The sequence below is a fragment of the Brachybacterium sp. J153 genome, from assembly GCF_036311905.1.
In the GTDB taxonomy this organism is placed as follows: domain Bacteria; phylum Actinomycetota; class Actinomycetes; order Actinomycetales; family Dermabacteraceae; genus Brachybacterium.
On sequence record NZ_JAZDCH010000004.1, the window covers coordinates 166,266 to 185,396 of the forward strand.

Sequence of the window (19,131 nt, forward strand, 5' to 3'; positions counted from 1 at the left end):
CGAGGGGCACCCCGGACCCGACGAGCCCGTGTGACGTCGGCCCGTCGGCGCCGGGAGCGAGGCGGCGGCGGGAGCCGACCGTGAGACGATGGACCGATGCCCGGCGCACGCGCGCGCCCGGATCCCCGTACGAGAGGACGAATGCCGGTGACCCCGAGGATCGCTGCCGATGAGGCCCGGGACATCGTGCCCGCGTCGACGCCCCAGGAGCGGCTCCGCAACTTCTGCATCATCGCCCACATCGACCATGGCAAGTCGACCCTGGCCGACCGGATGCTGCAGATTACGGGGATCGTCGACGAGCGCGCGATGCGCGCCCAGTACCTCGACCGCATGGACATCGAGCGCGAGCGCGGCATCACCGTGAAGAGCCAGGCCGTGCGCATGCCGTGGCAGGTCGACGGCGTGAACTACGCCCTGAACATGATCGACACCCCCGGCCACGTCGACTTCACCTACGAGGTCTCCCGCTCGCTGGCCGCCTGCGAGGGCGCGATCCTGCTCGTCGACGCCGCCCAGGGCATCGAGGCGCAGACCCTCGCGAATCTGTATCTCGCGATGGAGAACGACCTCACCATCATCCCCGTCCTCAACAAGATCGACCTGCCCGGCGCGGACCCGGAGAAGTACGCCGCGGAGATCGGCCAGCTGGTGGGGGTCGAGCCGGAGGACGTGCTGCGGGTCTCCGGCAAGACCGGCCAGGGCGTGCCCGAGCTGCTCGACCACGTGGTGCGGACCCTCCCCGCCCCCGAGGGACAGGTCGAGGCGCCCTGCCGCGCGATGATCTTCGACTCCGTGTACGACACCTACCGCGGCGTGGTCACCTACGTCCGCGTGGTCGACGGCTACCTGCGCGCCCGCGACCGGATCGACATGATGTCCACCGGTGCCCACCACGAGCTGCTCGAGATCGGCGTGAGCTCCCCGGAGCCGCATCCCACCACGGGCATCGGCCCCGGCGAGGTGGGCTACCTGATCACCGGTGTGAAGGACGTGCGTCAGTCCAAGGTGGGCGACACCATCACCACCTCGGTGCGCGGGGCGACCGAGGCGCTGGCCGGCTACTCGGACCCCAAGCCCATGGTCTACTCCGGGCTCTTCCCGATCGACGGCTCGGACTACCCGGCGCTGCGCGACGCCCTTGACAAGCTCAAGCTCAACGACGCGGCCCTGAACTACGAGCCGGAGACCTCGACCGCTCTCGGCTTCGGGTTCCGCGTCGGCTTCCTGGGCCTGCTGCACCTCGAGATCATCCGCGAGCGCCTCGAGCGCGAGTTCGACCTCGACCTCATCTCCACCGCGCCCTCCGTCGTCTACCACGTGCGGATGGAGGACGGCACCGAGGTCGAGGTGCTGAACCCCTCCGACTTCCCCACGGGCAAGGTCGCGGAGATCAGCGAGCCGATCACCAAGGCGACCATCCTGGTGCCGAGCGAGTTCATCGGCGCCGTGATGGAGCTGTGCCAGTCCAAGCGCGGCCAGCTCGGCGGCATGGACTACCTCAGCGAGGACCGCGTCGAGCTGCGCTACACCCTGCCGCTCGCGGAGATCGTCTTCGACTTCTTCGACCAGCTGAAGTCGAAGACGCGCGGCTACGCCTCCCTCGACTACGACGTCTCCGGCTCCCAGACCGCCGACCTGGTCAAGGTCGACATGCTGCTGCAGGGTGAGCCGGTCGATGCCTTCAGCGCGATCGTCCATCGCGACAAGGCGTACAACTACGGCGTCGAGATGGCCGGGAAGCTCAAGAACCTCATCCCGCGCCAGCAGTTCGAGGTCCCGATCCAGGCCGCGATCGGCGCGCGCATCATCGCCCGCGAGAACATCCGCGCCATGCGCAAGGACGTGCTCTCGAAGTGCTACGGCGGCGACATCTCCCGCAAGCGCAAGCTCCTGGAGAAGCAGAAGGAGGGCAAGAAGCGCATGAAGAACATCGGCTCCGTCGAGGTGCCGCAGGAGGCCTTCATCGCCGCGCTCTCCTCCGACGCCGCCGAGGCCGGCAAGGACGGCAAGAAGAAGTGACCGCCCCAGCGGGACGGATCGCCGCGGTCTGCACGGTCGCGCAGCTCTTCCCGGTCCCCGAGCGGGGCCTGATGAGCGGCATCGACAAGAGGCCCGTGGACGGCCCGATCCGGCTGCTGACGCACGGCGTGCTCGGCGACGTGCAGGGCGATCGCGAGCACCACGGCGGGATCTTCAAGGCCGTCTACGCCTACTCGCGAGAGGTGCGCGAGCAGTACGCGGCCGAGCGCTCGCAGGCGCTGCCCGACGGCGCCTTCGGCGAGAACCTCGTCACCGCCGGTCAGGACACCGACGGCACCGTGATCGGGGAGCGGTGGCGCATCGGGTCGGCCGAGATCGAGGCGACCTGCCCGCGCAATCCCTGCGGCACCTTCGCCGCCTGGATGGGGGACCGCCGCTGGGGCCGACGCTTCACCGAGGGCGGCCACGCGGGCGCCTACTTCCGGGTGCTCGTCGAGGGGGAGACCCGTGCCGAGGACGCGATCGAGGTGATCTCCCGGCCCGAGCACGGTGTGAGCATCGCCGACTCCTTCCGGGGGCTGTCGCCGCAGCAGGCGCGCGCTCTGCTGGACTGGGCACAGGACACCTCCACGGTGCTCTACGACTCCCTGGTCGGCGCCGCGCAGAACGCCCTCATCCGGGCCGACGGGGACGCCCGCTTCCCGGACCGCCTGCGCTCCACCGGCCGCGGACTGGGGCTCGGGATGGGGCTGTGACAGCCGGGACGACGGCGATGACGGAGACGGCGGGCAAGGACCTCTCCGTCTACGTCCACGTCCCCTTCTGCGCCGTGCGCTGCGGCTACTGCGACTTCAACACCTACACGGCGACCGAGCTCGGCGGCGGCGGATCTCAGCGCGAGTACCCCGACAACGCCCGGGCCGAGATGGACCTGACCCTCGCGGCGGACCGTGCGGCCGGCTACGAGTACGACGAGATCTCCACCGTCTTCTTCGGCGGCGGCACCCCCACCCTGCTGCCCGCGGACGACCTCGTCGCCATGCTCGATCACCTGCGCTCCCGGATCCCGCTCGCCCCCGGGGCAGAGGTCACCAGCGAGGCGAACCCCGACTCGGTCACCCGCGCCTCGCTCTCGCGCCTGGCCGAGGGCGGTATCACCCGCGTCTCGATCGGGATGCAGTCCGCCGTCCCCTCCGTGCTCGCGACCCTGGACCGCACCCACGACCCCGAGCGGGTGCCGCAGGTGGTGCAGTGGGCGAAGGACGCCGGGCTGCAGGTGAGCCTCGATCTGATCTACGGCACGCCCGGCGAGACCCTCGCGGATGTCGAGACCTCCGTCCGGGCGGCGCTCGCCTGTGAGGTCGACCATCTCTCCGCCTACTCTCTGATCATCGAGGGGAACACCGCGATGGCGCGGCAGCTGCGCCGTGGCGAGCTGCAGGCCCCCGACCCCGACGACATGGCCGACAAGTACGAGGTCGTCGATGATCTGGCGAGCGCGGCCGGGCTGTCCTGGTACGAAGTCTCCAACTGGGCCCGCACCTCGGAGCACCGCTCCCGCCACAACCTCTCCTACTGGCAGGGCGGGGACTGGTGGGGGATCGGCCCCGGCGCGCACCGCCACCGCGACGGCCTGCGCTCCTGGAACGTCAAGCACCCCAGCCGCTACGCGCGGATGCTCGCCGACGGCGAGCTGCCGGTGGCCGACTCCGAGCAGGTCGCCGCTGAGGACCGCCTCGTCGAGCGGATCATGCTCGAGCTGCGCATCGCCGATGGCCTCGCGGTCGAGGTCGTGCCCGCGGAGCGCCGGGACATGCTCGCCGTGCACCGCGACCGGGGCCATCTCGATCCCGAGGCCCTGGCGCACGGCCGGGCGGTGCTGACGCGCCCCGGGCGTCTGCTCGCCGATGCCGTGATCCGCGACCTCGTGCCCTGAGCCCGTGGTCGGTCGTCGCCGCCGGGACACCGATGCGTCGGAACCGGTGGCTGCCGGATCCGTCGGCGCGCAGACTGGCTCCATGACGCCTGCGACCGGATCCCGCCCGACCACGATCGACGGGTACCTCGACGCGCTCGAGGAGCCCGCGCTCAGCCGGATGCGCGCGCTGCGGGCCCTGGTGCGCGAGGAGCTACCCGAGGCGACCGAGGCGATCAAGTGGGGAGCGCCCGCCTTCCTCCACCCGCGCGGCACCATCCTGCTCGTCGTCAGCGCACATCGCGCCCATGCGAACTTCACCGTGACCCCGAGCGCCAAGGAGGCGTTGGCCTCCGAGCTCCAGGGGCTCGAGACTGGGAAGGGCAGCGTGAAACTGCCGTACGCGGATCCGCTCCCGGAGCAGGTGCTGCGTCGCCTCGCCCGGCGCCGTCTCGCCGAGTTCGAGGAGGACGCCGTCCCCTGGATGTGACGCGCCGCGGCGGAGCGACGCGTCCGCCTGTGGCCGTGCGGCACGACCGACCACAGCGACGAGCCCCCGCGACCCTGTCGGGTCCCGGGGGCTCGTCGTGCTCGGCGGAGCGGACTGCTCAGCGTGCGGAGCGGGCGATCACTTCACGAGGCGGATGTTCAGCGGGTAGTTCCACCATTCGCCCTGGTTCGCCTTCACGGCGCCCAGGATCGCGAAGACGATGTGCAGGATGGCCGGCACGGCAACGAGCACATACAGCACCGAGCCGATGCCGAAGGTGACGATCGCGATGATCGTGATGACGATGCTCAGCGCGATCTCGGCGATGAACACGGCGATCGCGGCGTTCAGAGCCTCCGCGGCGTTGAAACGGATGAAGCGGTTGCGGTCCTTGTAGACCAGGAAGATGATCAGCGGCCCGAGCCATCCGAGGAATCCGGCGCCGATCACGTAGCCGACGATCGTGGAGAGCTGCGCGAACATCGACCACAGCTTGGCGTCCGAGTCGCTCGCGGGCTGACCGGGAAGCGGGCCGGGGTAGACGCCCTTGATATGGGCGGGGGCCTGGTCGAAGGACATGGGGGCTCCTGAGGAGGGCGGGACGGGCTGGGTGGGCTGCTGCGGGGCGTCGCCGTAGGGCGCGCTCCCGGACGGGGCGCCGCCCGCGGGGGCGGCGTACGGATCGGCCGACGGGGCGGGGGTCTGCGGCGCCGCGGCGTACGGATCGGCCGCCGCGGGCGCTGTGGAGGGCTCCGCCGACGGGGCGGGCTCGGCCGAGGCCCCGACGGGCTGGGTGGATGCGGCCGGGAACTCCGGTGCGGCGGAGGCCTCGGACTCGCGGGCGAAGGGATCGTGCGGGTGCTCGGACTGGTTCATCGTGGACTCTTCCCTCGGGCCGACCCGGATGGACCGGCGGTTGTGCGATGTGGCCAGCCTAACGACCGCTCTGCGCGTCGTCACCGGGGTGGGCCTCCCCGGTCACCGGGGGTTTTCCCCCGCGACCTTCGTCGCGCCCCGGGCGTTCAGTCCACGGTCACGAAGTCGATGAGCTCCTCGATGCGCCCGGACAGCGTCGGCTCGACATCGGCGTAGGAGCGCACGGTCTCGAGGATCCGCTTCCAGCCGAGGCCCACGTCGTGCTTGTCCCCGTGCGGCCAGCCGAGGGCGGTGAGGGTCCCGATCTTGATGTCGGTGCCCTTGGGGACGTGGGGCCACCGGTCGAGGCCCACGCGAGCGGGCTTCACGGCCTGCCAGACGTCCACGTACGGGTGGCCGAGCACGATCACGTTCCCCGCCGCACCGGGCAGGCGCATCACCTGCTGCGCGATGCGCGACTCCTTGGAGCCGGGCACCAGGTGGTCCACCAGGATCCCGAGGCGCCGGGTGGGGGAGGGAGCGAACTCCTGCACCCGCTCGACGAGGTTGTCGGCGCCCTCCAGCTGCTCGACGACGACGCCCTCGATGCGCAGGTCGTGGCCCCACACCTTCTGCACCAGCTCGGCGTCATGGGTGCCCTCGACCCAGATCCGGGAGGCGCGGGCGGTACGGGCCCGCGCGCCCTCGACGTACACCGAGCCGCTCGCGGAGCGCTTGCGCACGGGCGCCTGCTGGGCGACGGCCCGGGTGAGCACCACGGGCTTCCCGTCGATCATGAATCCGGGACCCAGCGGGAAGGTGCGGCGCACGCCGCGGCCGTCCTCGAGCTCGACCACGAGCTCCCCGGCGATCTTCTCGACCCGGGTCACCGCCCCGGTGAAGCCGGTCGAGGCCTCCTCGACCACGAGATCCTTGCGGGCGGGCACCTCGGTCGCGACGGGGCGGCGGCGATGGTGGGCGGGCGGGGTCGAGGACAGCACGTCTCGGCCGTACCGGTCGGGGAAGGAGGAGGCTGCAGGCACGCCCGGCACGATACCCCCGTGGCGAACGCCTCCCGGGGAGCACCGCGCGGGGCGCGTAGGATTGGCACTCGGCGGCCCCAAGTGCCAGCCCCGTCGGCCGTCCGACGGGTCCGCACCGCGGCCCGCCCGCAGCACAGCACATCGGAGCCAAAGCACATCGGACCCACAGCGGGTCCCCGCCCGTCGGAGGTGAGAGGAACGGACAGCCGCAAGCTGCAGATCCTCGGCGCCATCGTCGAGGACTACGTCGCCACCCGCGAACCCGTCGGGTCGAAGTCCCTGCTGGAGCGCCACGAGCTCGGCGTCTCCGCCGCGACGGTGCGCAACGACATGTCCGCCCTCGAGGAGGAGGGGCTGATCCACCAGCCCCACACCTCCGCGGGCCGCGTCCCCACGGACAAGGGCTACCGGACCTTCGTCGACCACGTCGCGACGGTCAAGCCGCTCTCGGTGCCCGAGCGCCGCGCGATCCACGCCCTGCTCGAGCAGTCCGGGGACGTCGAGGAGCTCCTCGCCCGCACGGTGCGCCTGCTCGCGCAGCTCACCCAGCAAGTCGCGATGGTGCAGTACCCGGCCCGCCGGCAGGCTCGGGTGCGCCACGTCGAGCTGGTCAAGGTCGCCGAGTCCCTGCTGCTGGTGGTGCTGATCCTCGAGTCGGGCCGCGTGGACCAGCGCACCATCCCGGTGACCCCGGGGCGCGACGCCGAGTACTACGCCGGTCTGCGCGATGCGCTGAACCGCACCGTCGCGGGGCGCGAGGTCACCGACCTCTCCGCCCCGCTCGGGGACCTGCTAGAGACCGTCAGCCGCCCGGACCGCGACTCCGCCCGTGAGGTCGCCGAGGCGCTCATCGCCCTCGCCGCGGCCCGAGTCGAGGACCGGATCATGCTCGCGGGCACCGCGAACCTGGCCCGCAGCGCGGAGGACTTCGCCCGCGACGTCGAGCCCCTGCTGGACGTCCTCGAGGAGCAGCTGGTGCTGCTGCGGCTGTTCACCGAGATGCACGCCTCGCCGGGCGCGGTCGAGGTCCGCATCGGATCCGAGCTGCGCGAGTCCGCGCTGACCCAGGCCGCGGTGGTCGGGGCCGGCTACGGCGCGGGCTCCCATCTGGCGATCCTCGGCCCCTCCCGGATGGACTACGTCACCGGCATCTCCACGGTGCAGGCGATCGCGCGGTACGTGTCGCGCTACCTCGAGTGATCGCCGTGCGGAGGTCCGTCTCCGCCCCTCTGTCTCTGCTCCCACCCACACCGCAAGGACCCAACTGGTGAACGACGACTACTACGAGCTCCTCGGCGTCTCCCGCGACGCCTCGACCGAGGAGATCAAGAAGGCCTACCGCAAGCTCGCGCGCAGCCTCCACCCCGACGTCAACCCCGATCCCGAGGCGGCGGAGACCTTCAAGAAGGTGTCCCAGGCCTACGAGACGCTGTCCCATGCGGACAAGCGCCGTCAGTACGACATGGGCGGCGGCCCGGGCATGGGCGGCGGCTTCCCCGGCGGTTTCGGCGGCGGCGCCGGCTTCGACATGGGCGACATCTTCGACATGTTCGCGGGCGCCGCCGGCATGCGCGGCCGCGGCCAGGGCCCCGTGCCCCGGCAGCGCCGCGGCGGCGACGTGCTGCGCCGCATCCGCATCGACCTGCGCGACGTCGTCTTCGGCACCGAGCAGAAGGTCACCTTCCGCACGGCGGCGCTGTGCGAGCGCTGCTCCGGCTCCTGCTGCGAGCCGGGCACCAGCCCCACCCGCTGCACCGCCTGCAACGGCTCCGGTCATGTGCAGCGCGTCGCCCAGTCGCTGCTGGGCCAGATGGTCACCATGGCGCCCTGCCCCACCTGCGGCGGGCACGGCGACGTCATCGAGTCTCCCTGCACCGGATGCTCCGGGCACGGCCGCACGGCTTCCGACCGCGAGGTCACCGTGCGCGTCCCCTCCGGCGTCGAGCACGGCACCCGCATCCAGCTGCGCGGTGAGGGCGAGGTCGGCGAGGCCGGCGGACCCTCCGGCGACCTGTTCGTGGAGCTCTCCGTCTCCGAGCACGAGACCTTCGACCGCGACGGCGACGACCTCGTCACCACGATCGCCGTGCCGATGACCTCGGCGGCGCTCGGCGCGACCGTCCCGCTCGAGACCTTCGACGGCATCCAGGAGATCGACGTGAAGCCCGGCTCGCAGCCCGGCGACCAGATCACCCTCAAGGGCCTCGGGGTCACCCCGCTGCGGCGTGAGCGCCGCGGCGACATCCGGGTGGTCCTCGACGTCGACGTCCCCACCTCGCTCAGCGACGAGGAGCGTTCGCTGCTCGAGCAGCTCGCGGCGCTGCGGGGCGACGAGACCACGCGCAAGAAGGGCCACGGCCCCTTCGCGAAGCTCCGTGACCGCCTGCGCGACCTCTGAGCGGAGCACCGCGCCGATGCCCACGACCCCGCCCGGCTTCCTGATCCTCGACGACGCCCTCGCGGGCGCGCGCGAGGGCGATGCCCTCCTGCTCGCGGGGGAGGAGGGGCGGCATGCCGCGAAGGTCGCCCGGATCGGCGCGGGGGAGCGGGTCCTGCTCACCGACGCCCCGGGCCGCCAGGTCCTCGCCGAGGTGACCACCGCCCGCAAGGAGCAGCTGGATCTGCGCCTGCTCGCCGACCCGAGCCCGGGGATCCAGCGCCTGCCGCGGCTCACCCTGGTCCAGGCCCTCGCCACCGGCGGCCGCGACGAGCAGGCCGTGGAGTCCGCGACCGAGCTCGGTGCGGACCGCCTCGTCCCCTGGATCGCCCAGCGCTCGGTCTCCGTGTGGCGCGGGGAGAAGCTCGCCAAGGGGCGGGCGAAGTGGGAGGGGACCGTTCGAGCCGCGGTCAAGCAGTGCCGCCGCCCGGGGATCCCGGAGGTGGCCGAGGCGGTGACCACCGCCCGGCTCGTCGAGGACCTGCGTGAGCGCTCGGCCGACAGCGCCCTGGTGCTGGTGCTGCACGAGCAGGAGTCCGTCTCGCTGATGACCCTCGCCGAAGAGCTGCGCGGCGCGAGCGAGGCCGGCGTCGAGGAGATCGTGGTGGTCGTCGGCCCCGAAGGCGGTATCGACGAGACCGAGCTGGACGCGCTGCGCGGAACCGGTGCCCGCAGCGTGCTGCTCGGCCCCGAGGTGCTGCGCTCCTCGACGGCGGGCCCCGCCGCTCTCGCCGTGCTCAGCGCGCTCGTCGGCCGCTGGGGCTGATCCGCCGGATCGCTCCGGGCCCCCGGAGACGACGGAGCGCGCCCGGCAGGACCGGGCGCGCTCCGAGGGGGATCTGGGGTCAGGCGGAGACGCTCTGCAGCTCCCCGACCTTCGACGCGACGGTCTCGAGGGCGGCGCGCAGGGCGGCGGTCCGCTCCTCGCGCACGAACAGCTCCCCCTCGACGGAGAGGTCCTCACGGAAGCCGAGGCCCACCGAGGCGACGACGTCGGCATCGACCCGGACCATGAGCGTCTCGAGCAGCGGGAGCACCTCGCCCGCATCGGCCCAGCCGTAGCCGACGAGGACCACGGGGAGGTCCTTCCACTCGGCGTAGAGGTAGTCGATGGCGTTCTTCAGCGCACCCGGGTAGGAGCCGTTGTACTGCGGGGTGAGGATCACCAGGGCGTCGAGCGCGGTGACGCGGTCGGCCCACGCCTGACCGTGCGCGGTGGTCTTCTCGGCACCGGACTTGGGGCTGGCCGGCTCGTCGAACGCGGGCAGCGCGATCTGCGCGAGATCGAGGTGCTCGATCTCGAAGTGATCGCCGGCGAGGGACTCGACCCACTGGGAGACGGGGCCGGCCACGCGACCGGGGCGGGCGGAGGAGGTGAGGATTCCGAGAGTCGTCATAGTTTCAACAACATCTCACAGTCGGCCGGTGATTCCGCGAACTGTGGCGACATGTGTCACGCCGTAGACTCGATGCCATGACCTCCGCGCCGTCCGAGCCCTCCGTCGCCCCCGCCGTCGATCCCGACTGCGTGTTCTGCCGGATCGTCGCGGGCGAGATCCCCTCGGACCGCGTCCACGAGGACGAGCGGGTGATCGCCTTCCGCGACCTGCATCCGCAGGCGCCGCTCCATGTCCTCGTCGTCCCGCGCGCGCACTCGCGGGACGTGCGCGAGCTCGCCGCGGACCCGGAGCTGCTCGCCCATGTCGTCGAGGTCGCCGGCTCCGTGGCCGCCGAGCACGCGCGCGGCGACTTCCGACTGGTGTTCAACACCGGGGAGAGCGCCGGTCAGACCGTCTTCCACGTCCATGCCCACGTCCTGGCGGGAGAACTCGCCGAAGGAGAACTGTGACCTCTGACGTCACCCCGGCCCCCGGCCGCGCCCCCGCGGTGCTCGAGCGCCGTCTCGCCATCCCGGACCACCTCAGCCCCTTCCAGGTGCTCGGGGAGAACGACCAGGCCCTCGCGGCCCTCGAGGACGCCGTCCCGGACACCGACGTGCACGTGCGCGGCCACCAGGTGACCCTGCGCGGCACCGAGGATGCGCTGCGCCGCAGCGAGCACATCGTGCGCAGCCTCATCGAGCTCGCGGGCACCGGCCAGGCCGTCACCGCCGAGGCGGTCCAGCGCGCCGCGAACCTCTACGGGGACGAGCGCGCGGAGGGCCGCCGTCTCGAGGAGGTGCTCTCGCGCACGATCCTCTCCAGCCGCGGTCGGACCATCCGCCCCAAGACGCTCGGGCAGCAGAAGTACATCGAGGCGATCGAGTCCTCGACCGTCACCTTCGGGATCGGCCCCGCCGGCACCGGCAAGACCTACCTCGCGGTCGCGATGGCGGTGCAGCAGCTGCTCAGCAAGCAGATCAACCGCATCATCCTGACGCGGCCCGCCGTCGAGGCGGGGGAGCGGCTGGGCTTCCTGCCCGGCACCCTCAACGAGAAGATCGACCCGTACCTGCGTCCGCTCTACGACGCGTTGCACGACATGCTTGACCCCGACTCGATCCCGCGCCTGATGGGGGCGGGGACCATCGAGGTCGCCCCGCTCGCCTACATGCGCGGGCGCACCCTCAACGACGCCTTCATCATCCTCGACGAGGCGCAGAACACGACGCCCGAGCAGATGAAGATGTTCCTCACCCGGCTCGGCTTCAACTCGACCATGGTGGTCACCGGCGACGTCACCCAGGTGGACCTCCCGGGCGGGCAGAAGAGTGGTCTGCGGGTGGTCGAGCAGGTGCTCGGAGGCATCGACGACATCTCCTTCTGCCGCCTGTCCTCCCGCGACGTGGTCCGCCACCGGCTGGTGAGCGACATCGTGGAGGCCTACGGGCGCTGGGAGGTCCGCCCCGGCGGGAACCGCGACCACCGCCGGCGCGAGGGGTCGGGGAGTTGAGATGACCATCGAGATCCGCAACGAGACCACCGCAGTCGTCGACGAGCGGGAGTTCGTGGAGCTGGCCCGCTTCGTCTTCGAGCGGCTGCACCTGCACCCGGCGACGGAGATGTCGATCCTCTTCGTCGACGAGGAGGCGATGGAGCGCCTGCACGTGCAGTGGCTGGACCTGCCCGGTCCGACCGACGTCATGAGCTTCCCGATGGACGAGCTGACCCCCGGCAGCGCCGAGCAGCCGTCCCCCGAGGGACTGCTGGGCGACGTGGTGCTCTGCCCGAGCGTCGCCGCGAAGCAGGCGGCGGAGGCCGGCCACAGCACCGAGGAGGAGCTGCTCCTGCTCACCGTGCACTCGATCCTGCACCTGCTCGGCTACGACCACATGGAGGCCGAGGAGCGGAAGGTCATGTTCGACCTGCAGCGCACCCTCCTGCTGACCTTCCTGGCCTCGAAGGAGAGCTCCTGAGCGGCATGCCCGGGCAGGGGGTGGTCCGATGACTGCTGCCGTGGCCCTGCTGATCCTCATCCCCCTCGCGGCGGCGGCCCTGGTGCTGGCGGCGGTGCTCACCGCGGTCGACGCCGCGCACCTGTCGGTCTCCCGCAGCGCCCTCGAGCGCGACAGCGCCGAGCTGCCCGAGGCGGTGCGCGCCCGGGTGCTGGACCAGCACACGGACTCGGCCCGCACCCTCGCCGCGGTGAGCCTCGGCCGCACCCTCGCCGAGGCGGTCGGCCTGATCGCGATCACCGCCGCGTCCTTCCTCGGACTGGGTGCGACGGGGGTCGAGGGCTGGGTCCTGCCCGCGCTCCTCGCCCTCGCCATCTCCGCGCTCCTGCTGCTGATCATCGCGGCGGCCTCCCCGCGCACCATCGGCCGCCGACGCGCCGAGTCGGTGCTCCTGTCCACCCACCTGCTGGTGCAGATCGTGCGCGGCGTGCTGTGGTTCCCTGCGGGGTTGCTGGTCAGCGTCGGCGCCGGGGTCGCGGCGCGCCCCCACGGGGGCGAGGGACCCGAGGACCCGGCGCGCACCGCCCGACGCGGCGTGGACCGGGCCCTCGAGGACGAGCACGTGGGCGACGGTGAACGGGACATGATCCAGGGCGTCTTCGAGCTGCGCGGCACGATGGTGCGCGAGCTGATGGTCCCCCGGCCCGACATGATCACCGTCGCCGCGACGGCCACGGCGACGGAGGCGATGCGGTTGTTCGTCCGCTCCGGCTTCTCCCGCATCCCTGTGATCGGCGAGGACGTCGACGACCTCCGCGGCATGCTTTACGTCAAGGACGTGATGCGGGCGGTGCACGCCCCGTGGGACCCGCGGCCCGACCGCCCGGTCACGGAGATCATGCGCCGCGCCCGCTTCGTGCCGGAGTTCGTGCCGGCCGACGAGGTGCTGCGGCAGATGCAGACCAGCCGGGTGCACATCGTCGTGCTGGTGGACGAGTACGGGGGCGTCTCCGGCATCGTCACCATCGAGGACGTCCTCGAGGAGATCGTGGGCGAGATCGCCGACGAGCACGACCCCGTCGCCCCCGAGGTCGAGGATCTCGGCGACGGCCGCTTCCGCGTCCCCACCCGTGCGTCCCTCGACGAGCTCGGTGAGCTGTTCGGACTCGACCTCGACGACGCCGACATCGACAGCGTCGGCGGACTGCTCGGCAAGGTCACGGGGCGCGTGCCGATCGTGGGCACCCGTGCCGTCGTCTTCGGCCTGGCCCTCGAGGGGGAGCGGACCGCCGGTCGGCGCAAGCGCCTCTCGACCGTCATCGCCCGCCGCGCCGAGGAGGACGAGGTCGCGCCGTCGGCCGCCTCCCCGGCCGAGCCGCCCGCCGCCGAGACCGACCCGCAGACCCCCTCGTCCGAGCTCGCCGTGAGCCCCGACGAGCGCCCCGACCCCCACCCGCACCCCGCCGCCGCGGGGGATGCCGCACACCAGGAGAGCCCCCATGAGCGATGACCTCAAGCCCACCGACCCGATCGACGCCGTCTCCCACGACGAGCAGGCACCCGCCGGGGAGACGACCGCTCCGCACCGTGCGGGCTTCGTGGCGCTCGTCGGCCGGCCCAACGTCGGCAAGTCCACGCTGACCAATGCGCTGGTGGGGGAGAAGGTCGCGATCACCAGCTCGAAGCCGCAGACGACGCGACGGGCGATCCGCGGGATCGTCACCTCCGAGGCCTCCCAGATCATCCTCGTCGACACCCCCGGCGTGCATCGCCCCCGCACCCTCCTCGGCGAGCGGCTGAACGACCTGGTCCGCGAGACCCTCGGCGAGGTCGACGTGGTCGGCTTCTGCCTCCCCGCGGACCAGAAGATCGGCCCCGGCGACCGCTTCATCGCCCAGGACCTGGTGGAGATGCGCCAGGGCCGCCGCGGGCCGCGGGTCATTGCGATCGTCACCAAGATCGACCTGGTGGGCCGGGACCAGCTCGCCGAGCACCTGATGACCGTCGACCAGCTGATGGGCTTCGACGAGATCGTGCCGATCTCCGCGGTGAAGGGCGAGCAGATCGACGTGCTGCTCGAGGTGATCGCCGCGCAGCTGCCGGAAGGGCCGCAGCTGTACCCCGACGACCAGCTCACCGAGGAGTCGCGCGATGACCGCATCTCCGAGCTGATCCGCGAGGCGGCGCTCGAGGGTGTGCGCGAGGAGCTGCCCCATTCCATCGCCGTGGTGGTCGAGGAGGTCGTTGAGGTCGATCCCGACGGCGACCAGTTCACCCCGGTCGAGCCGGGCACCGGTCGCCTCGTGGTGCGCGCGACCCTGTTCGTGGAGCGGGACAGCCAGAAGGGCATCATCATCGGCCGCGCCGGATCGCGGCTGAAGGAGGTCGGCTCCCGGGCCCGCGCCGAGATCAACGCGCTGCTGGGCCGCAAGGTGCACCTGGACCTGCGGGTCAAGGTCGCCAAGGAGTGGCAGCGCGACCCCAAGCAGCTGGGTCGCCTGGGCTTCTGAGCATGGACGGCGGAGCGGTGGGCGAGGGCGGCGGTCCCGCGGCGGGGAGGCCGCCGGGGCCGCATCGCGGGGTGGACCTGGCGCTCCGGATCCTCGGCGCCGTCGTGCTGATCGGCGGCGGGGTGATGTGGATCCGGATGATCGCGGCGGTGGTGGGCTCGCGCTTCGATCCGGGGAGCGATCCCCACGGCTACGGCCTGATCCTCGGCATGGTCTTCGGGATCCCGTTCGGTCTGGCCGCCGCGGTCGGCGCGGGCCTGCTGGCCCCGCGCGGCCGACGGTCCGTCGTGCTCGCCGCGGCGTTCGGGGTGTGGTTCCTGGTGACGGCCGTGCTGCTGGTGCTGATCCTGACCATGCCCCGGTGGGAGCCGCCGGGCGGCATCCCGACATCGAAGTCGCTGTCGGAGGCGCCGTGGCTGTCGTCGTCGGCGTCGGTAGAGGCCGTGGCGGACGGGGCCGCGACCGAGCCCCGCGCAGCGCAGTTCGCATCGTGACCCGCCCGGAGCCGACCCGCCGACGGTGCTACCGTGACCGCCATGCGTGGATCGTTGCTCCTGCTTAGCCGCCGCGACGGGACCTGAACGCCGGGACCCCGCCGCGGCTGATGTTGTGTCCGGCGACCGGTACCCCAGCGAGAAGGACCTCCCGTGAACTCCACCCCCCTCACCACCGCTCCGAGCATCGCCGCCACGGCCGATCCCGCCACCCCCGTCGTCGGCCCCACCGGCGGCTCCCCGCAGCAGCCTTCCGGCATGCCGACCCACAAGTACCTGCCCTTCCACGAGCAGATCCGCGTGGACCTCCCGGACCGGACCTGGCCCGACAACCGCATCACCCGCGCCCCGCGCTGGTGCGCCGTCGACCTGCGGGACGGCAACCAGGCCCTCATCGACCCGATGAACTCCGAGCGCAAGCTGCGCATGTTCGAGCTGCTCGTGCAGATGGGCTACAAGGAGATCGAGGTCGGCTTCCCCGCCGCCTCGAAGACCGACTTCGACTTCGTGCGCACCCTCATCGACGAGGACCGCATCCCCGAGGACGTCTCGATCCAGGTCCTCACCCAGGCCCGTGAGCACCTCATCGAGCGCACCTTCGAGGCGATCGCCGGGGCGAAGCAGGCCGTCGTCCACCTCTACAACTCGACCTCGATCGTGCAGCGGGACGTGGTCTTCCGCGCCGACGAGGACGGCATCCTCGACATCGCCGTGCAGGGCGCCCTGCTGTGCAAGAAGTACGAGGAGACCGTCCCCGACACCGAGATCACCTACGAGTACTCCCCGGAGTCCTACACCGGCACCGAGCTCGAGTACGCGCTGCGGGTCTGCAACGCCGTCATCGAGGTCATCAAGCCCACGCCCGAGCGGAAGATGATCATCAACCTCCCGGCGACCGTCGAGATGGCGACCCCTAACGTCTACGCCGACTCGATCGAGTGGATGCACCGGAACCTCGACCGCCGCGACTCGCTCGTGCTGTCCCTGCACCCCCACAACGATCGCGGCACCGGCGTCGCCGCCGCCGAGCTCGGCTACCAGGCCGGCGCCGACCGCATCGAGGGCTGCCTCTTCGGCAACGGCGAGCGCACCGGCAACGTGGACCTGGTGACCCTGGGCCTGAACCTGTTCAGCCAGGGCATCGACCCGCAGATCGACTTCTCGGACCTCGACGAGGTGCGCCGCACCGTCGAGCACTGCAACCAGATGCCCGTCCCCGAGCGCAGCCCGTACGGCGGCGACCTCGTGTTCACCGCCTTCTCCGGCTCCCACCAGGACGCCATCAAGAAGGGCCTCGAGCGCATGCAGTCCGATGCCGACGCCGCCGGCAAGGACGTCGAGGACCTGGTCTGGCGGGTCCCGTACCTGCCCGTGGACCCGAAGGACCTCGGCCGCTCCTACGAGGCCGTGATCCGGGTGAACTCGCAGTCCGGCAAGGGCGGCATGGCGTACCTGCTGCGCACCGAGCACGGCCTGGACCTGCCGCGCCGCTTGCAGATCGAGTTCTCCGGCATCGTCCAGCACAAGACCGACTCCGAGGGCGGCGAGGTCAGCCCCGAGCAGCTCTGGGACGCCTTCACCGACGAGTACCTCCCCTCGCCCGACGCCGGACGGCGCTGGGGCCGCTTCGGCTTCCGCGCGGTGCATCAGGAGTCCACCGGTGACGGCGCCGACCGCATCACCGTCACGCTCGTCGTCGACGGCGAGGAGCATCAGGTGACCGGGATCGGAAACGGCCCGCTGGACGGCTTCGTGAAGGCCCTCGCCGAGCGCAAGATCGACGTGCGCATCCTCGACTACGCCGAGCATGCCCTGACCGAGGGCGACGACTCGCTCGCCGCCTCGTACATCGAGTGCGAGATCGGCGACCGGATCTTCTGGGGTGTCGGCATCGACGGGTCCATCACCCGCGCCTCCCTCGAGGCGATCATCTCCGCCCTCAACCGTGAGCAGCGCGCCCGCGCCTGAGCATCGCCGGTCCGGGGCGGATCAGGAGCACTGCGTTCCGCCCCGGAGGCCCTCAGGTCTCGCCGTGCAGGTCCTCCTCGGTGAGCACCGGGATCTCGCTCGTGACCGTCGCATGCGTGGGCGTGGGCAGGTCCCAGCCCGGTGGCTCGTCGACCGGCTGGGCGGTGTCGGGCGGAGCCGCGCGACCCGTGATCGTCACGCCGGCGCTCGCGGCGACCACGAGGAGCGCCGCGGCGAGGCGCAGCGGCGTCGCCTGCTGACCGAGCAGGAGCAGACCGGCCGCGAGGGCGATCACCGGTTCGAGGCTGAGCAGGATCCCGAACACGTGACGGGGCAGGCGGCGCAGCGCCGCGAGCTCGAGCGTGTAGGGCAGGACCGAGGCGAGCACCGCGGTGCCGACCGCGAGCGCGAGCAGGCGCAGGTCGAGCAGGCCGGTGAGCGCCCCCGGTGCGCCGAGCGGCAGCACCGTGAGCGCGCCGATCGCGAGGCCGAGCGCGAGACCGTCCTGCCCGGGCACCGTCTGCCCCACCTTCGCGCTGGTCAGCACGTACAGCCCCCAGAAGACGGCGGCGACCAGCGCGAAGAGCACCCCGATCGGATCGAGCTCCGCGGCACCGAGCAGGGGCTCGAGGCCGAACAGGCCCACTCCGCCGACGGCGAGCAGCACCCACAGGTAGTCCATCCGCCGGGTCGACAGCGCGGCGGAGACGACGAGCGGACCGAGGAACTCGATCGCCACGGCCGTGCCCAGCGGGATCCGCTCGATCGCCGCGTAGAAGCTGCCGTTCATCGCCCCGATCACCACGCCGAAGGCGAGGATCGACCGCCATTGCGAGCGGTTCAGCCGCAGGGGGCGGGGCCGCACGATCACGAGCAGCACGATAGCGGCGAGCCCCAGGCGCAGCGTGGTGGTGCCGAAGGAGCCGATCGCGGGGAACAGCTGGGTCGCGAGCGCGGCACCGAACTGCAGCGAGAAGCAGGAGCCGAGGATGAACAGCACCGGCGCGAGCGGCAGCCCGCGCGGTGCGCCGAGGGTGCTCGGCGCCGGGGCGGGAGCGGTGGGGGAGGAGGTCACCAGGCAACTCTGCCCCTGTCGGTCCGCCCAGGTCCAGCGACTGTTCCCGACGTGTACCGTGAAGCAGATCCGAACGATCAATGGAGGTGCCCGTGCTCAACCTGCATCGCCTGTTCCTGCTGCGGGAGCTGAGCAGGTTGGAGACCATGTCCGCGATCGCGCGGGAGCACTCGCTGTCCCCGTCGGCCGTCTCCCAGCAGCTCTCCCAGCTGGAGCGGGAGGCGAAGGTCACCCTGTTCGAGCAGTCCGGCCGACGCGTCTCCCTCACCGACGCGGGGGTCCGTCTCGCCCGTCGGGCCGAGGAGCTGCTCGGGCTCGTGGAGACGGCCGAGGCGGAGCTCGTCTCCGCCCAGGGCGAGGCCGGGGGAGTGCTCCGCATCGCCTCCTTCCAGACCCCGCTGATCGTGCTCGCCCCCGTGGCCGTGAGCGTGCTCGAGCAGCGTCATCCCCGGATGCGCATCGAGATCGCCCAGCGCGAGGTCGAGGCGGCCTACGAGGGTCTGCTCGCCCACCGCTTCGACGTGATCCTGGGCGAGGACTATCCCGGCGGTCAGCAGGTGGTGCGCCGCGGCACGGACCGCGAGGAGCTGCTGCGCGACCCCCTGCTCCTGGTGCTGCCCGATCATGGCCCGGCCTCCGAGGTGCGCCGCCTCGCCGACCTCGCCGAGATGCCCTGGGCCCTCGACCCGGAGGGCACCCGCACCGGGGCGTGGGAGCGCACCTACCTCCGAGCGGCCGGCGTAGAGCCGTGGGTCCGCTTCGACACCCCCGACCCGCTGCTGCAGGTGCACCTGGTGCGCTCCGGGCACGCCGTCGCCTTCGTGCCCGGACTGATCGCCGCCGAGCACCTTGGCGGCACGCGGGTGCTGCGCCTGCCCGGTGACCCCCACCGCGGGCTGTACACCGCCGCCCGCGCGGGCGCCCGGGAGCATCCGTCCCTGCTCGCGTTCCGGGCGGCGCTGCTCGAGGCGGCGGAGGCGCTCGGCGACCTGCCGGACCTGGACGAGCTTCCCGCGTGATGCCCGGA

General features: G+C 71.9%; 19 protein-coding genes. 15 read left to right on the top strand and 4 right to left on the bottom strand.

What is annotated here, in order from left to right; genetic code table 11:
- Nucleotides 1–141 precede the first annotated feature (141 nt).
- The 4 genes from lepA to V1258_RS02415 all read left to right on the top strand — a co-directional run bounded on the left by lepA (nt 142) and on the right by V1258_RS02415 (nt 4,388).
- A complete protein-coding gene (lepA, locus tag V1258_RS02400; protein ID WP_329746540.1) occupies nt 142–2,022 on the top strand; it encodes a translation elongation factor 4 in 1,881 nt (626 codons plus the stop codon).
- The gene (locus tag V1258_RS02405; protein WP_329746541.1) at nt 2,019–2,738 is read left to right on the top strand and encodes an MOSC domain-containing protein; all 720 of its coding nucleotides are present in this window, start codon (nt 2,019–2,021) and stop codon (nt 2,736–2,738) included. Before lepA ends, V1258_RS02405 begins: the two co-directional genes overlap by 4 nt.
- A 17-nt stretch (nt 2,739–2,755) precedes the next feature.
- Nucleotides 2,756–3,919: a radical SAM family heme chaperone HemW gene (gene hemW / locus V1258_RS02410; protein ID WP_329748182.1), complete on the top strand. Its 1,164-nt coding sequence runs from the start codon at nt 2,756–2,758 to the stop codon at nt 3,917–3,919.
- An 82-nt stretch (nt 3,920–4,001) separates the two neighbouring features.
- On the top strand, nt 4,002–4,388 hold the full coding sequence (locus V1258_RS02415) for an iron chaperone (protein WP_329748183.1): 387 nt from the start codon (nt 4,002–4,004) through the stop codon (nt 4,386–4,388).
- Nucleotides 4,389–4,526: 138 nt separating this feature from the next.
- On the opposite strand, the gene V1258_RS02420 is transcribed toward V1258_RS02415, so the two are convergent.
- Complete coding sequence (locus V1258_RS02420; protein WP_329748184.1) at nt 4,527–5,264, bottom strand: DUF4870 domain-containing protein; 738 nt, start codon at nt 5,262–5,264, stop codon at nt 4,527–4,529.
- Nucleotides 5,265–5,410: 146 nt separating this feature from the next.
- A complete protein-coding gene (locus tag V1258_RS02425; RefSeq protein WP_442878556.1) occupies nt 5,411–6,295 on the bottom strand; it encodes a DUF3097 domain-containing protein in 885 nt (294 codons plus the stop codon).
- A gap of 180 nt (nt 6,296–6,475) precedes the next feature.
- Here V1258_RS02425 and hrcA point away from each other — a divergent pair, with 180 nt between their 5' ends.
- From hrcA to V1258_RS02440, 3 genes are all read left to right on the top strand, one after another.
- Complete coding sequence (gene hrcA / locus V1258_RS02430; protein WP_329746545.1) at nt 6,476–7,486, top strand: heat-inducible transcriptional repressor HrcA; 1,011 nt, start codon at nt 6,476–6,478, stop codon at nt 7,484–7,486.
- 67 nt (nt 7,487–7,553) lie between these two features.
- Nucleotides 7,554–8,684, top strand: a complete 1,131-nt coding sequence (dnaJ, locus tag V1258_RS02435) for a molecular chaperone DnaJ (RefSeq protein WP_329748186.1) — start codon at nt 7,554–7,556, stop codon at nt 8,682–8,684.
- 16 nt (nt 8,685–8,700) lie between these two features.
- Nucleotides 8,701–9,489 (top strand): 16S rRNA (uracil(1498)-N(3))-methyltransferase, encoded by a 789-nt coding sequence (locus tag V1258_RS02440; RefSeq protein WP_329748187.1) that lies wholly within the window; start codon nt 8,701–8,703, stop codon nt 9,487–9,489.
- A 79-nt stretch (nt 9,490–9,568) separates the two neighbouring features.
- Here the strand turns inward: V1258_RS02440 and V1258_RS02445 are convergent, their stop codons facing one another.
- The gene (locus V1258_RS02445) at nt 9,569–10,120 is read right to left on the bottom strand and encodes an NADPH-dependent FMN reductase (protein WP_329748188.1); all 552 of its coding nucleotides are present in this window, start codon (nt 10,118–10,120) and stop codon (nt 9,569–9,571) included.
- Between the two features lie 77 nt (nt 10,121–10,197).
- On the opposite strand from V1258_RS02445, the gene V1258_RS02450 reads away from it, so the two are divergent.
- From V1258_RS02450 to leuA, 7 genes are all read left to right on the top strand, one after another.
- Entirely contained in the window at nt 10,198–10,572 is a 375-nt protein-coding gene (locus tag V1258_RS02450) for a histidine triad nucleotide-binding protein (protein ID WP_329748189.1), read from the top strand.
- Nucleotides 10,569–11,615 carry a PhoH family protein gene (locus tag V1258_RS02455; RefSeq protein ID WP_329748190.1) on the top strand — a complete coding sequence of 349 codons (1,047 nt, stop codon included), beginning with the start codon at nt 10,569–10,571 and terminating at the stop codon, nt 11,613–11,615. Before V1258_RS02450 ends, V1258_RS02455 begins: the two co-directional genes overlap by 4 nt.
- A gap of 1 nt (nt 11,616) precedes the next feature.
- Nucleotides 11,617–12,078 (top strand): rRNA maturation RNase YbeY, encoded by a 462-nt coding sequence (ybeY, locus tag V1258_RS02460; protein ID WP_329748191.1) that lies wholly within the window; start codon nt 11,617–11,619, stop codon nt 12,076–12,078.
- 28 nt (nt 12,079–12,106) lie between these two features.
- Nucleotides 12,107–13,567 carry a hemolysin family protein gene (locus V1258_RS02465; protein WP_329748192.1) on the top strand — a complete coding sequence of 487 codons (1,461 nt, stop codon included), beginning with the start codon at nt 12,107–12,109 and terminating at the stop codon, nt 13,565–13,567.
- Nucleotides 13,557–14,567: a GTPase Era gene (era, locus tag V1258_RS02470; RefSeq protein WP_329748193.1), complete on the top strand. Its 1,011-nt coding sequence runs from the start codon at nt 13,557–13,559 to the stop codon at nt 14,565–14,567. Before V1258_RS02465 ends, era begins: the two co-directional genes overlap by 11 nt.
- Before the next feature lie 2 nt (nt 14,568–14,569).
- The gene (locus tag V1258_RS02475) at nt 14,570–15,061 is read left to right on the top strand and encodes a hypothetical protein (RefSeq protein WP_329748194.1); all 492 of its coding nucleotides are present in this window, start codon (nt 14,570–14,572) and stop codon (nt 15,059–15,061) included.
- Between the two features lie 153 nt (nt 15,062–15,214).
- Entirely contained in the window at nt 15,215–17,029 is a 1,815-nt protein-coding gene (gene leuA / locus V1258_RS02480) for a 2-isopropylmalate synthase (protein WP_442878558.1), read from the top strand.
- A 52-nt stretch (nt 17,030–17,081) separates the two neighbouring features.
- Here the strand turns inward: leuA and V1258_RS02485 are convergent, their stop codons facing one another.
- Nucleotides 17,082–18,104, bottom strand: a complete 1,023-nt coding sequence (locus V1258_RS02485) for an EamA family transporter (RefSeq protein WP_329748195.1) — start codon at nt 18,102–18,104, stop codon at nt 17,082–17,084.
- 92 nt (nt 18,105–18,196) lie between these two features.
- On the opposite strand from V1258_RS02485, the gene V1258_RS02490 reads away from it, so the two are divergent.
- Complete coding sequence (locus V1258_RS02490) at nt 18,197–19,123, top strand: LysR family transcriptional regulator (protein WP_329748196.1); 927 nt, start codon at nt 18,197–18,199, stop codon at nt 19,121–19,123.
- Nucleotides 19,124–19,131 lie beyond the last annotated feature (8 nt).

Bases quoted from the DNA above. Each gene is read 5' to 3' on its own strand.
- lepA (WP_329746540.1), top strand. From the start codon at position 142: ATGCCGGTGACCCCGAGGATCGCTGCCGATGAGGCCCGGGACATCGTG.
- hemW (WP_329748182.1), top strand. From the start codon at position 2,756: ATGACGGAGACGGCGGGCAAGGACCTCTCCGTCTACGTCCACGTCCCC.
- V1258_RS02415 (WP_329748183.1), top strand. From the start codon at position 4,002: ATGACGCCTGCGACCGGATCCCGCCCGACCACGATCGACGGGTACCTC.
- V1258_RS02420 (WP_329748184.1), bottom strand. From the start codon at position 5,264: ATGAACCAGTCCGAGCACCCGCACGATCCCTTCGCCCGCGAGTCCGAG.
- V1258_RS02440 (WP_329748187.1), top strand. From the start codon at position 8,701: ATGCCCACGACCCCGCCCGGCTTCCTGATCCTCGACGACGCCCTCGCG.
- V1258_RS02445 (WP_329748188.1), bottom strand. From the start codon at position 10,120: ATGACGACTCTCGGAATCCTCACCTCCTCCGCCCGCCCCGGTCGCGTG.
- V1258_RS02450 (WP_329748189.1), top strand. From the start codon at position 10,198: ATGACCTCCGCGCCGTCCGAGCCCTCCGTCGCCCCCGCCGTCGATCCC.
- ybeY (WP_329748191.1), top strand. From the start codon at position 11,617: ATGACCATCGAGATCCGCAACGAGACCACCGCAGTCGTCGACGAGCGG.
- V1258_RS02465 (WP_329748192.1), top strand. From the start codon at position 12,107: ATGACTGCTGCCGTGGCCCTGCTGATCCTCATCCCCCTCGCGGCGGCG.
- era (WP_329748193.1), top strand. From the start codon at position 13,557: ATGAGCGATGACCTCAAGCCCACCGACCCGATCGACGCCGTCTCCCAC.
- V1258_RS02475 (WP_329748194.1), top strand. From the start codon at position 14,570: ATGGACGGCGGAGCGGTGGGCGAGGGCGGCGGTCCCGCGGCGGGGAGG.